This window comes from Pigmentiphaga litoralis (assembly GCF_048632615.1).
Taxonomy (GTDB): domain Bacteria; phylum Pseudomonadota; class Gammaproteobacteria; order Burkholderiales; family Burkholderiaceae_B; genus Pigmentiphaga; species Pigmentiphaga litoralis_B.
This window is the reverse complement of the sequence record NZ_CP184479.1, coordinates 3,035,939-3,048,066: the sequence shown is the minus strand read 5'-3', so window position 1 is coordinate 3,048,066 and position 12,128 is coordinate 3,035,939. Positions and strand designations below refer to the sequence as shown.

General features: G+C 65.3%; 12 protein-coding genes. 1 reads left to right on the top strand and 11 read right to left on the bottom strand.

What is annotated here, in order from left to right:
- Window positions 1–57: 57 nt before the first annotated feature.
- The 6 genes from ACNANG_RS13760 to ACNANG_RS13735 form a co-directional block, all read right to left on the bottom strand.
- Window positions 58–798, bottom strand: coding sequence for a helix-turn-helix transcriptional regulator (locus ACNANG_RS13760; RefSeq protein ID WP_420223435.1), 741 nt, complete (start codon window positions 796–798; stop codon window positions 58–60).
- A gap of 97 nt (window positions 799–895) precedes the next feature.
- Window positions 896–2,605, bottom strand: coding sequence for a CocE/NonD family hydrolase (locus ACNANG_RS13755; protein WP_420223434.1), 1,710 nt, complete (start codon window positions 2,603–2,605; stop codon window positions 896–898).
- 44 nt (window positions 2,606–2,649) lie between these two features.
- Complete coding sequence (locus ACNANG_RS13750) at window positions 2,650–3,630, bottom strand: Bug family tripartite tricarboxylate transporter substrate binding protein (protein ID WP_420223433.1); 981 nt, start codon at window positions 3,628–3,630, stop codon at window positions 2,650–2,652.
- Between the two features lie 80 nt (window positions 3,631–3,710).
- Window positions 3,711–4,682 (bottom strand): tripartite tricarboxylate transporter substrate binding protein, encoded by a 972-nt coding sequence (locus tag ACNANG_RS13745; protein WP_420223432.1) that lies wholly within the window; start codon window positions 4,680–4,682, stop codon window positions 3,711–3,713.
- A 144-nt stretch (window positions 4,683–4,826) separates the two neighbouring features.
- On the bottom strand, window positions 4,827–5,675 hold the full coding sequence (locus ACNANG_RS13740; RefSeq protein WP_420223431.1) for a polysaccharide deacetylase family protein: 849 nt from the start codon (window positions 5,673–5,675) through the stop codon (window positions 4,827–4,829).
- Window position 5,676: 1 nt separating this feature from the next.
- Complete coding sequence (locus tag ACNANG_RS13735) at window positions 5,677–6,534, bottom strand: fumarylacetoacetate hydrolase family protein (protein WP_420223430.1); 858 nt, start codon at window positions 6,532–6,534, stop codon at window positions 5,677–5,679.
- Window positions 6,535–6,684: 150 nt separating this feature from the next.
- On the opposite strand from ACNANG_RS13735, the gene ACNANG_RS13730 reads away from it, so the two are divergent.
- Window positions 6,685–7,302, top strand: a complete 618-nt coding sequence (locus ACNANG_RS13730) for a GntR family transcriptional regulator (RefSeq protein WP_420223429.1) — start codon at window positions 6,685–6,687, stop codon at window positions 7,300–7,302.
- Between the two features lie 5 nt (window positions 7,303–7,307).
- Here ACNANG_RS13730 and ACNANG_RS13725 read toward each other — a convergent pair whose 3' ends face one another.
- The 5 genes from ACNANG_RS13725 to ACNANG_RS13705 form a co-directional block, all read right to left on the bottom strand.
- Window positions 7,308–7,661 (bottom strand): hypothetical protein, encoded by a 354-nt coding sequence (locus ACNANG_RS13725; protein WP_420223428.1) that lies wholly within the window; start codon window positions 7,659–7,661, stop codon window positions 7,308–7,310.
- 83 nt (window positions 7,662–7,744) lie between these two features.
- Window positions 7,745–8,758: a Bug family tripartite tricarboxylate transporter substrate binding protein gene (locus tag ACNANG_RS13720; protein WP_420223427.1), complete on the bottom strand. Its 1,014-nt coding sequence runs from the start codon at window positions 8,756–8,758 to the stop codon at window positions 7,745–7,747.
- A gap of 104 nt (window positions 8,759–8,862) precedes the next feature.
- Window positions 8,863–10,008 (bottom strand): tripartite tricarboxylate transporter substrate binding protein, encoded by a 1,146-nt coding sequence (locus tag ACNANG_RS13715; RefSeq protein WP_420223426.1) that lies wholly within the window; start codon window positions 10,006–10,008, stop codon window positions 8,863–8,865.
- Window positions 10,005–11,456: a sensor histidine kinase N-terminal domain-containing protein gene (locus tag ACNANG_RS13710; protein ID WP_420223425.1), complete on the bottom strand. Its 1,452-nt coding sequence runs from the start codon at window positions 11,454–11,456 to the stop codon at window positions 10,005–10,007. Before ACNANG_RS13710 ends, ACNANG_RS13715 begins: the two co-directional genes overlap by 4 nt.
- Window positions 11,437–12,102 (bottom strand): response regulator, encoded by a 666-nt coding sequence (locus ACNANG_RS13705; RefSeq protein WP_420223424.1) that lies wholly within the window; start codon window positions 12,100–12,102, stop codon window positions 11,437–11,439. Before ACNANG_RS13705 ends, ACNANG_RS13710 begins: the two co-directional genes overlap by 20 nt.
- Window positions 12,103–12,128: the final 26 nt, after the last annotated feature.

The window sequence follows — 12,128 nt, the reverse complement described above, 5'->3', positions numbered from 1 at the left end:
TTCAACAATAAGTTGATCTTTCAGCCGGATGTCATGGGCGTCGCGGGAGCCCCGCCTTTACAGGCCTTCGCGCTGGCGCAGCCGTTCCAGGTAGTTGTAGATGGTGTAGCGAGACACGCTCAGGGCCTGCGCCACCTTGGCCACGCCGCCACGCACCATCAGCACGCCGCGTCCGGCCATGACTTCCAGCGCATCGAGTTTTTCCTGCCGAGTCATCTCGCGTACCGGCTTGCCATGGCGCACGATGGCATCGCGAATGATGCTGTCCACCACGCCGTCCAGGCCTGCTGTCTGCGGCACGCCGCGCGTTGCGGGCAAGGCGGGGGCAGGGGCTGGCACGGTCGCGGCCGCCCCGCTGCCGCCATCGCCCAGGAACCCGGCGAACCAGTTCAACGCTTCTTTCGGGAAGCTGACATCTGCATTCATGCACAAGGCCAGGAATGGAGCGCCACTGGCATCACGAAATACGACCGTCGCGGATCGCAGCAGCACGCCCTGCGGCGACACCGTCGGATATCCGACGATCACGGAGTGCGGTGTTGGCGCCACCAGGTCGAGTTCTTTCCGCGCGGCCAGAAATGCCTTGTCGTCTTTCGGTCCATCGAGCAGCGAGTCGCCTACCTGCCGCCCCGTCACGTGACCGTTGACGATGTAAACGACCGACGCATCCGGCCGCTCAAGATCATGCAGCACCACTTCGACGAACTTGCCGACCATCGCGCCAATGGCCGGCAAGGTTGCCGTGATTGCAGTGCGAATGATTGCGCGCTCGTGCGCAAGATGCGCGTGGTCATTCACTAGCCGTGGGGGCTCGTCGGCAATGGTTCGGGGGTGTCGGTGCGTGGACTCATCCGCGCATTCTACGGGTCCGCCGCCGCTTGCGGACGCCTGGCGGTCAGCCCGTCTGCCCCGAAGCGATCAGCGGCATCACCAGATGGCTCGTATGCTCGCCGCCGGTATGGATCGTCGTAACACCCCCGAACTCTTCCGCGGGCCGATCCTCAGGATGATCGTGCCGCATGCGGCCAGGCGCGGTCACGATGAAATCGTGCCCCTGCACGGTCAGCGACAGCCGCCATCCTGCCGGGAACACCATCGACGTCGGCCAGATCTCCACGTCGAGCGGATAGACCGCCCCCGGCTCCAGCTTCTGCACGTCATCATGGGTATGCCAGGGACGCCACTCCGTGCTGCGCGCCGGATCGGTCTTGCGGCGTGATGCGCGCAGCCATCCCTGCGCCATCGGCACGCGTTCATGTGCGCCGACATAGGTGACCTCTTCACCCGCCGGATCGAGGACCCGCAGCACGGCAAAGATGTCGGCGTCGCGTGTCGTGGAACTGATCCACAGCCTGAGCGTGACCGGCCCGGTGAACTCCGTGGGGGCGTCGAACGGCGCGGTGGTGAAGCTGACGGATCCCTGCATTGCGTTAAAGGTCACGCTGCCCGAGGCGGACGGCGCGGCGGACTGCAACGCGCCTTCACGCGCATCCAGGTACAGGGGCAGGCGCTGCGTGCGGGCCAGCGGCCATTCCTGTTCCTTGCGGATCCTGGCCGTGCCGTCGGCATGGCGGATCGCCAGTTGCACCGGCGGTTCGCGGTCCCACCCGTTGTCGTCACCGCGCAGGAAGTGATTGAAGAACCGTTTCTGGATCGCGACGTAGTGCGGCAGATAGAAACTTTCATAGTGCGTGCCGATATGCGCGAACAGCCACTTCTGCACGGACCCGGTCCGCAAGAAACCTTCGAAGTTGCCGCGCAGATGCATGCCCGCTCCGCCCCAATTGGCGGCCGACAGCAGCGGCACCGTGATCGCGGGCAGGTTCGCGGCGCGTGCCCGGTTCCAGGCGTCGTCGAGCGAATGCGTCAGGCGGTCGTTGGGATGATCGGCGCGGCTGCCTTCCAGGATCTCGGGCGACAGGGCCGGTCCCGTCGTGCGCTCGCCGGTGATTCGATCTCTATGTTTGCTGTCGCCGCTGCCGTACTGGTTGGACAGCACCTGCCGCGGCCACCATTCGAACGTAAAGCTGTTGCTCAGGATGCCGCCGTGGTGGCCGCCATCCCGGAAGAACTCGCTGGACCCTTCCCAGGGCACGATGGCGGCAAGATGCGGCGGATTCAATGCCGCCACCTGCCATTGCTTGATCGCCAGATACGACACGCCGATCAGGCCGACCTTGCCGTTGCTCCATGACTGGGTGCCGGCCCACTCGATCCACTCGTAGTAGTCGCGCGTCTCGACCGGACCGAACGGATCCAGATAGCCCTCGGACCGGCCCGTGCCGCGAGAGTCGATCTGGATGACGACAAAGCCGTCCGGCACCCAACGTTCCGGGTCGACGACTTCCCATCGAAGGAATCGTCCGGTGGATCCGTTGCTGTCCAGTTCGGGATAGATGCGTTTCAACACCTGCCACTGCGGATTGAAGGCATCTTCGAAATGCACGTCCTTGCCATACGCGCCCATCGCCATGACGACGGGGTACTGACCAGGCGCCTCGGGCCGGAACACGTTGGCGCGCAGCACGGCGCCGTCCGACATGGCCAGCGCCACGTCGCGCTCGAACACCATGCCGTTTTCCACGGTGGTAGTTGTCGAAATCATCTTGTCGTCCTGTGACTGGTTGCTGCCCATCGGGATGCCCGCCATCACGTCGCCTGCACGTTCGCCAGCTTGGTGATCCGCGCGAATTTCTCCATTTCCTGCCGGAAGAAGCGGCCGAATTCGTTGGGCGTCACGTTCATGGGTGGACTGTCCCAGGCCAGCATTTTTTCTTTCACTTCCGGATTCTGCATGGCCTTGTTGATCTCGCCAGACAAGGTGTCGACGATGGCGGGTGGTGTCTTTCCGGGCGCGAACACGCCGACCCAGCCGCCGTTGTAGTCCATGTCGGGCACGCCGCTCTCGGCCATCGTCGGCACATCCGGGAACGCGGCGATCCGCTTGGCGCTCGTGACGGCAATGGGCCGCACCTGCCCGGCCTTGACGGCCATGACGGCCGCCGTCGTGCTCAGGAAGCAGGCGGTGACCTCCTTGCCCATCACTGCGACCAAGGCGGGCGCCGCGCCCTTGTAGGGCACGTGCAGCATGCGCGTGCCTGCCGTGGCGTTGAGCAACTCGCCTGCAAGGTGCAGCGTGTTGCCGGTGCCCGGCGATCCGAAGCTGACGTTGCCGTCGGGCTTGCGGGCCTGGTCCAGGAACTGCTGGAAGGTCGTCAGCGGCGAGTCCGGATGCACGACCAGCGTCAGCGCGGGGGCAACGGTGAACAACGCGACCGGCGCAAAGTCGGCCAGCGTGTCGTAAGGCAGGCTTTTGTAGATGCCGGGATTGATGGCTTGCGACCCGGTCGTCACCAGCAGGGTGTACCCGTCTGGCGTGGCGCGGGCCACGGCCTCGGCGGCCACGATACCGTTGGCGCCAAGACGGTTCTCGATCACCATGCTCTGCCCCATCTGCTTGCCGGCCTGTGCGCCGATCACACGGGCCAGCACATCGGGCGATCCGCCGGCGGAAAACGGCACCAGCAGTTTGATCGGGCGATTCGGAAAACCAGCTTGGGCAATGGCGGGCAGTCCGAAGGCGCCGGCCAATGCGCCCGTGGCGGCCAGGAAGTGTCTGCGAGAGATCATGGGGGCACTCCGTCAGATGTGGAAAAGCGGTAATGAAACTGGGCAGGCAAAGCGCGTCTGCGGTGCAATATTGAGCAGGCTCAGTTCTGCTGCGCCCCTGTCTCCTTGACGACGCGCTCCCACTTGACCAGTTCCTTGCCCAGATAGTCCTTGGCTTGCGCGACGCTGCCGCCCAAGGGTTCGAAACCGGCGGCGGACAGCTTGGCCAGGAAGTCCTGGTCCTTCTGCAGGCGCGTGATCTCGGTGTTGATCCGCTCAAGGATCGCGTTGGGTGTGCGGGACGGCGCAAAGATGCCGACCCAGGTCACATCCTCGAATCCTGGAAAGCCCGACTCGGCCACCGTGGGCACATCAGGCAGCGCGGACGAACGTTCGCTTGCCGTGACCGCCAGGCCTCGGACCCGGCCAGCCTTGACCAGCTCGACGGCGGCAGGCAAGGCGACACTGGCCAGCTGGGTCTGGCCGGCCATCACGGCGTTCAGAGCCGGGCCGGCGCCCTGAAACGGGATATGCGTAACCGGCACCTTGCCCAGTACCTTGAACAGATATTCCGCGGTCAGGTGCGGCGTCGTGCCAGCGCCCGCCGTACCGTAGTTGTAGGAACCGTTCTTGGCATCGGCCATGACGTCCTTGACCGTGTGCGCCTTGAGGTTGGGCGCGGTCACGATCAGGTTGGGGCTGGAGGCCACCAACGCGGCCAGCGTCAGGTCCTTGGCCGAATCGAAACCCAGGTTGCGTTGCATGTAGGGGTTCACAGCGTACGAACTGGTGTTGACCATCAGCGTGTAGCCGTCCGGATCGGCCCGGGCGACGTATGCAGAGGCGATGCTGCCGCCAGCGCCAGGTTTGTTTTCAACCACCACGCTCTGGCCCAGGCTGGCCGTCAGGCGTTGCGCGACCAGGCGCGCGATGATGTCGGCAGGTCCCGCCGGCGCGAATGCGACCACGAAACGAACCGGTTGTTTTGGCCAACCATCCTGGGCTGAGCCGGTCAGCGGCACGGCTGCCAGGGCGGCAGCCATCATCACGCACGGCAATACAGGGCGAGGCATGCTTGTCTCCATGTTTATGAATGGGCGGGCCGCTCTGATGGCAGCCCTGCCGGGTACAGCGGGATCAACGGGTCAACGTCATCCGGGTCAACATCATCCGGTTCAGCATCGCCACGCTTCGGCGCGATGCCCTATCAGCGCGCGTCAGATCGATTCGAGCACGTACCGCGCCATGTCTTCGCGGGTGCAGATCCACACGTCGTCGGACTCCTTCACGCGCGCCATGATGGCGTCATACACCCACGCGCCCGACGGACGGCCCATCACATGCGTATGCGCGGTCACGTCCAGCATCAAGGGCGCATCCTCGGCACGCATGGCCGCGAACGTGTCTTCGAACGTGTCCAGCATGTGGCGCGGCCCCTGGCCGTAGCGAATGCAGGTGGGCAGGTCGTTTACGTCCATCGTGAGCGGAATGCCGACGATGCGTTTGCCGCCAAAGTCCATCACGTACGGACGATCGTCGTCGTTGACGTCGCCATGGTGCAGATAGCCGGCTTCGGCCAGCAACCGCGAACTGATCGGACTGCCGGTACCGCGCGGACTGATCCAGCCAATGGGCGTCACCCCTGCCGTCTCGGTCAGGAGGTTGTGATTGCGTCTGAGGTTGGCCAGTTCGCCTGCTTCATCGAAATACACGGGGATGACGTCCATTCCCCAGGAGTGATTGATGATCTCGTGGCCGGCATCGGCCAGCCGGCGCACGGTGGCGGGGTCGCGTTCGCAGATCACGCCGTTGACCATGACGCTGGTCCGCACGCCATGCTTGTCGGCAATGGCCTGCAGGCGATGGATGCCGCGGACCAGGCCGAAGGACGCCCACGAATGGGCATTGGTGTCGAAGAAACCGGGCTTGAGCACGTTGCCCATCGGACCGATGCCAGGCGCCTGGCCATCCGACCAGGCTTCGTAGGCGATGTTGAAAATGACGGCAAGGCGCTTGCCGCCCGGCCAGCGGAAGTCATCGGGCAGACGAGTGATTACGGGTTCCATGTCAGGCCTCCTCATCCTGGATCAGGTTGGACAGCACACCCACGCCTTCGATATCGATCTCGATACGGTCGCCGGGCTTCATCCACACCGGCGGTTTGCGGGCGTAGCCGACACCCGACGGCGTGCCCATGGCGATCACGTCGCCGGGCTCCAGGGTCAGGACTTCCGACAGCAGCACCAGGGCCTGCGCCACGGTCACGATCATGTGGGCGGTGTTGTCGCTCTGCATGACCTCGCCGTTCAGACGCGACTCGATCTTCAGGCCATGCGCACCCGGCGGCAGAGCCGATGCCGGCACCAACCACGGACCGAACGCACCGGTGCCGTCGAAGTTCTTGCCTATGGTCCACTGGCTGGTCTTGCGCTGATAGTCGCGCAAGGTGCCATCGTTGAAACATGCATATCCCGCGACGGCGTCCAATGCGTTCGCATCGGTCAGCCGATGCGCGTTGCGCCCGATTACCACCGCCAGCTCGGCTTCGAAATCCAGCTTGTCCGACACGGGCGGCCGGATCAGCGGCGCGTGATGCGCGATCAGCGACGTGGCGCCGCGAAAGAAGAAGCTTGGGTATTCGGGCGCGGCATTGCCGCCCTCTGCCGCGTGCGCCGCGTAGTTCAGGCCAAGGCAAATGATCTTGCCGGGACGCGCGATTGGCATTTCCCAGCGAACGGCGTTCCGGTCCAGCGGCGTGGCCTTCGCCAGCATGGCGTCGCTGAGCGGCTGGGCAATCAGGTCTACCCAATCGGCATCATGCGTGCCGGCGGGAATCTGGTCGCCCAGGCCCAGCAATTCGCCATTGTGTTCAACCGCCCACTGGGGTTTACCTTCTACTGGCGTAACCCGTGCAAACTTGGTCATAATTTCGACGTCTCCTGTCGCTATGTTTGTTTTGGCGATATTACGTATGCGAAGTCAAAAATGTCGACAAAACTCGAACTAGGAATTACCCGACCGTCGATCGCGGATGCGGCGGCCGCGCCGACCCTGGCGCGCCAGACATACGAGCGCTTGCGCACAGATGTACTGGCGGGCCACTGGAAACCCGGCCGCAAGCTGTTGATGCATGAACTGCGGGATCGATACCAGGTGGGCGCCAGTCCGCTGCGCGAAGCGCTGAACCGGCTGGCGAGCGAGGAATGGGTCGTGCACAACGACCAGCGCGGCTTCATGGTGGCGCAGGCCACCCAGGCGGAACTGGATGATCTCGTCAACACGCGCGTCGAACTCGAATCGCTGGCGATCACGCAGGCCTTCGCGCGGCGCACACCGGAATGGGAAGAGCAACTGGTGCTGGCCTTCCATCGGCTGTCACGCACGCTCAGGTCGGTGGAACCCGATTCGTATGAAGAGAATCCCGAATGGGAAAGGCAGCACCGCGAATTCCACCGCGCCATGTTGAGCGGTTGCCAGTCGGAACTGTTGATGAATTTCTGCGATCAGTTGTACGACCGCGCCTACCGCTTCCGGCAGTTGGCCGCAAAGAAGGCGTACAAGCAGCGCAACGAGCTCGACGAACATCGAGCAATCTACGAAGCCATCCTGGCGGGGCGTCTGCAGGACGCGAAAGAACTGCTCGCCGGTCACTACCGCAAGACGGCGAGCATTTTTGAGCAGGCGGTGTCGTAGAAGGTTTACTTCACCGCAAACCGTCCGATCACGACGCTGCCGTCGGCCAGTTCCACGCGGGCCAGTGCGGTATCGCCCGCGCGCAGCTTGGCCACCCCACCGCTGGCCATCAAACAGTTGCCATCGGCAACCGTCTTGATGTCATGACGCGTTTCCTTGCCGGCACGCGTCACCTGCAACGTGCCGCTTGCGCCCCGCGTGGCAACCGGCTTGCCGTGATCCGACAGGCAGACCGTGGTGGCCTTGCCTTTCTGGATCAATTCAAACGAGGTTTCGCCGCCTTCGTTCATGATGCCGCCGCGCTGCGCCGGCCAGTCGCCATGGGCGAAGGCCAGCGAACACAGCAAGGCTGATGACAAGGCCGCGACACCCCCAAGCCACCCACGCGTTGCAGGGCGGGCCGAGAGGTTTCCAACCAACAGGTTCGTCAGCATACGGAGGATCAATCGGGTTTGATGCCTGCGCGTGCGATCACCGTCTGCCACCGCTTCTGTTCCACGGCAATGAAAGCCGCGAACTCGGCAGGCGTGCTGCCCACGGCAATGGCGGCATCACCGCTCAGGCGCTCGAGCGATTCGGGCGACTTGATGGCCTTGGCGGCCGCGACGGCCAGTTTATCGGCCGCGGCGGGGGCCAGATTGGCGGGCGCCATCAGGCCATACCACTGCGTCATTTCAAAGCCCGGGAAGCCCTGCTCGGCCACGGTCGGCACGTCCGGCAGTTGCGGGATGCGGGTCGACGTGCCCGTGGCGATGCACCGCAGTTTGCCCGACTTGATGTACTGCATGACGGCCGGCGCGCCCACGGCGGCGGCGTCCAGACGGCCCGCCATCAGGTCGGTCAATTGCGGGCCCGTACCGCGATAGGGCACGTGCACGATAAAGGTTTCGGACACCATCTTCAGGTATTCCATGGCCAGATGGCCGGCGCTGCCGTTGCCGGCCGATCCGTAGTTCAGCTTGCCCGGCTTGGACTTCATCAGCGCCACGAAATCCTTCAGGTTCTTGACCGGCAGGTCCGCATTCACGACGTACAGGCTGGGCACCTTGGCCAGCAGCGAGATCGGCTTGAAGTCCTTGATGGGGTCGTAGGGCAGCTTGGCGTAGATGTAGGGGTTCACGGCCAGCGTGCCGATGTGTCCCAGGACAAGGGTGTGCTGATCCTCGGCGCGGGCCACGTCCTGCATGGCCAGATTGCCGCCGGCGCCCGGCTTGTTGTCGACGTAGACGTTCTGGCCAATGAACTTGGTCAGTTCGATCGACGTGGCGCGCGCCACGATTTCCGAGCTGCCGCCCGGGGCGAAGGGCACGACGAAACGGATGGCGCGGGTGGGCCAGGCGGCCGCGTCGGCGGCGAACGCGCGGGCCGACAGCAGGCTGCCGATACCCATGCCTGCGGCGGGCAAGGCGAGCCCGGCTTTCAGCAGCGCACGGCGAGTGGAAAGGGAAGAAGTCATGGCGTCTCCGGTCGGACTTGTCGTTATGGATACGCCATGCTGGCAGCCCCAGGCTTTCAAATGCCTTTCATTCTTGCGCCGCCGTACCTGTGGAAAACGCCTAGTCAGGGCAAGGGCGCCGGGCGCGGCACCCGCAAGGCGTATTCGCCGGCCAGGTGCCGGTAGTCGGCCATGGTGGCGCGCACATAGTCCGTCAGCGCGTCGCCCACCAGGGTCTGCGGAAACAGGCCGGCCGCGGCGCGCTGCTTGGGGTACGACGGCCGCGCCATCAGCTGGCGGAACGATTCGACCCACGCGCGATAGTCGGCATCGCTGACCTTGCCGCCCACATACACGCCGCGCACGATGGGCCAGCGGATGTCATAGCCCTGCTCCATGGCCGTCGGCACGGTGGCCAGCGCGCCGGGCAGGCGTTCGGATGACAGCACGGCCAGCACCCGGATTGGCGCGCCGGCGGCCAGCAACTGCGCGGCTTCGGACGCGTCACCGGCAACCACCTGCACATGGCCGCCTGTCAGTGCGGTCAGCGCCTCCCCACCGCCTTCAAAGGCCACGAACCGCATCAGCTTGAAGTCGACGCCGGCCGCGCGTGACACCTTCGCGGACTTGAGCCAGTCCTGGCTGCCCAGGGTGCCGCCCGCGCCGAACACGACCCCATTGGGGTTGGCCTTCAGTGCACCGACCAGATCCTTCAGTGTTTGGTAGGGCGCATCCTTGCGCACCACGACCACGCCATAGTCCATGCCAAGCGAGGCGACCCAGCGCACGTCTTTTTCGGTGTACGGGCCGAACTTGCCCTGCGCCAGATTGAGCAGCGAGCCGGCCGAAAACGCGACCAGTGCGCTGGGGTCCGCGGGCCGGGTGGCAACAATGCTATGGAAGGCCACCGCGCCAATGCCGCCCAGCAGATGGGTGATGCGGATGGGCGCTGCCACCAGGCGCGCATCGTCGAACATCGTGCGAACCAGGCGGCAGGTCACGTCGAAGCCGCCGCCGGATTTGGCGGGGGCAATGCATTCGGGCTGCGCGACAGGAGGCGCGGCGGGTAAGGCCTGGGCCTGGGCCTGGGCGACTGGGCCGCCTGCCAGGGCTAACGCAAGCGCCGACCCTGACGCCCATGCTGGTGCCTTGACTCGCGGCAGTTCGGCAACCGGCCTCGCTTCCTCGGCCGCCACGTTGGCCGCCTGGTCCGCCCGAACCCTTGCAGCCGTCCTGGCGCATACATTGAGCATGTTCATTATCGTTGTCATGTCTCTTCCTTGCCGTGCGGCGCGGGCCAGCGTATGCAGACCGCCAGTCCCGGCCCCGGCGCGGGAACGTCGCCTGCCGCCGCGAGCGTCAGCCCGCCATGATGCCGCTCGGCAATCGATCGCGCGATCGCCAGGCCCAACCCTGCGCCCGAACTTCCTGCACCCGAACTACCCGCGCCTGACCCCGACGCCGACGCCGCCCGCAGGAACCGTTCTCCCACCCGCGCCATCAGTTCCGGATCCATGCCCGGTCCATTATCGAGCACGCTCAAACGTTGCTCGCCGTCGGCCACCTCCCCGTGAAGCGTGACGACCCCATCTTCGGGGGCATGCCGGATCGCATTGTCGGCAAGGTTAGCCAGCGCCTCGCGCAGCATGCCGCGATCGCCGAACAGGTTGAGATTGTCCACTACATCGACACCCAGGTCGATGCGCCGCTCCCGCGCGCGCGGCAGCAGGGCCAGCGCCACTTCACGCAGCAGTTCGCCTGCATCGAACTCGCCCGGCCGCAGCGCGGCGGTATCGCTGCGCGCCAAGGCCAGCAATTGGTTCGTGCTGCGCGTGGCGTGGCTGACCTGACGCGCCAGCGCGTGCAGCGTCGCGTCGGTGTCCAGCTTGTCCTTGGTCAACAGCGCATAGTCGATCTGCGTGCGCAGCGTTGCCAGCGACGTGCGAAGCTGATGGGACGCGTCATCCAGAAAGATGCGCTGCTGGGCCATCACGCTTTGCGTGCGTTGCAGCTGATGGTTGATGGCGCCAACCAACGGCACCACGTCGGCGGGCAGGCCTTCGCTGTCCAGCGGCGCCATATCCGCCGGTGACCGCGCGCGTACCTGCTGCGCAAGACGGGCCAGCGGCCGCAGGGCGACGGCGACGATCAGGGCCAGCGCCACCATCACCGCCAGCAGCACCAGTCCATCACGCGTGGCCGCGCGCACCACGAAATTGCGCGAAAACTGCTGGCGCGACACGGTGTTTTCGGCCACCTGGATGATCAGCCGCTGGGCCGGGCTGCCGCTTAGCGGCTGCGCCAGTTCGCGCGTGTAGGCGCCCAGGCGCAAGGACTCCCCAAAGTACTCGGCGTCATAGAACACGGGAACGTTGTCGCGCAGCGGCTCGGGCGGCAGCGGCAGGTCGGGGCTGCCGATCTCGATCACGCCATCGGCGGTGGCGACACGAAAGTAGACCGTGCCATTGGCCGTCAGCTGAAAGAACTCGAACAACCGGTACGGCAATTCGATGGACAGCCCGCCCGACGCAGTCGACACGTTGGCGTCGAGCGACCGCAACGCGCCCGACAAGGACCGGTCATAGGCCGCATCGGCCGACGCCAGTGCATCGACTCGCGTCGCCACCAGTTCCGCGCCCACCACCAGCAACATGGCCGGCAGCAGCAAGGACAGCAACTGGGCCGTCAGGCTAAGCCGCCTAAACCGGCTCCAGGACATAGCCCAGTCCTCGCAGGGTGACGATGCGCACGCCGCTGTTTTCCAGCCGCTTGCGCAGCCGGTGCACGACGACCTCGACCAGCTCCGGCGCGACGTGTTCGTCGTCGCCAAACACACGGTCCACCAGGTCCTGTTTGGACACGGGTTCGCCGCTGCGCAGGATCAACGCGCGCAGCACGCCGTACTCGCGCGGCGGCAAGGCCAGTTGCTGTTGCTGCAGGGTGAATTGGCGCGTGACGGTATCGAACGCCAGCGGGCCGCAGGCGAACCGCGGATGGCTTACCCCGCGTGCGCGGCGCACCAAGGCCGTCAGGCGGGCCTCGAGTTCGGCCAGCGCAAAGGGCTTGGCCAGGAAATCGTCGGCGCCTTCATTGAGCGTGCTCACTCTTTCGGCAAGGGAATCGCGCGCGGTCAGGATCAGGACCGGCATGCGCAAGTCGCGGGCGCGCAGGCGTTGCAGCACGGTGTGGCCCGCCATGCCAGGAAGGCCCAGATCCAGAACCAGCACGTCATAGGTCTGGGTGTCGAGCGAGGTTTCGACCAGCCGGCCATCGTCGACCCAGTCGACGCGCCAGCTCAGTTCTTCCAGCGCCTTGCACAGCCACTGGCCCAGTTCTCGTTCGTCTTCGGCAAGCAGGATGCGCATGGCAGGCGCGGCAAACGCGCTGGAGC

What these genes read in the sequence shown, in the direction of transcription:
- ACNANG_RS13720 (WP_420223427.1), bottom strand. Translation starts at nt 8,758, where the DNA reads ATGACTTCTTCCCTTTCCACTCGCCGTGCGCTGCTGAAAGCCGGGCTC.
- ACNANG_RS13740 (WP_420223431.1), bottom strand. Translation starts at nt 5,675, where the DNA reads ATGGAACCCGTAATCACTCGTCTGCCCGATGACTTCCGCTGGCCGGGC.
- ACNANG_RS13750 (WP_420223433.1), bottom strand. Translation starts at nt 3,630, where the DNA reads ATGATCTCTCGCAGACACTTCCTGGCCGCCACGGGCGCATTGGCCGGC.
- ACNANG_RS13705 (WP_420223424.1), bottom strand. Translation starts at nt 12,102, where the DNA reads ATGCGCATCCTGCTTGCCGAAGACGAACGAGAACTGGGCCAGTGGCTG.
- ACNANG_RS13745 (WP_420223432.1), bottom strand. Translation starts at nt 4,682, where the DNA reads ATGCCTCGCCCTGTATTGCCGTGCGTGATGATGGCTGCCGCCCTGGCA.
- ACNANG_RS13710 (WP_420223425.1), bottom strand. Translation starts at nt 11,456, where the DNA reads ATGTCCTGGAGCCGGTTTAGGCGGCTTAGCCTGACGGCCCAGTTGCTG.
- ACNANG_RS13735 (WP_420223430.1), bottom strand. Translation starts at nt 6,534, where the DNA reads ATGACCAAGTTTGCACGGGTTACGCCAGTAGAAGGTAAACCCCAGTGG.
- ACNANG_RS13755 (WP_420223434.1), bottom strand. Translation starts at nt 2,605, where the DNA reads ATGATTTCGACAACTACCACCGTGGAAAACGGCATGGTGTTCGAGCGC.
- ACNANG_RS13715 (WP_420223426.1), bottom strand. Translation starts at nt 10,008, where the DNA reads ATGACAACGATAATGAACATGCTCAATGTATGCGCCAGGACGGCTGCA.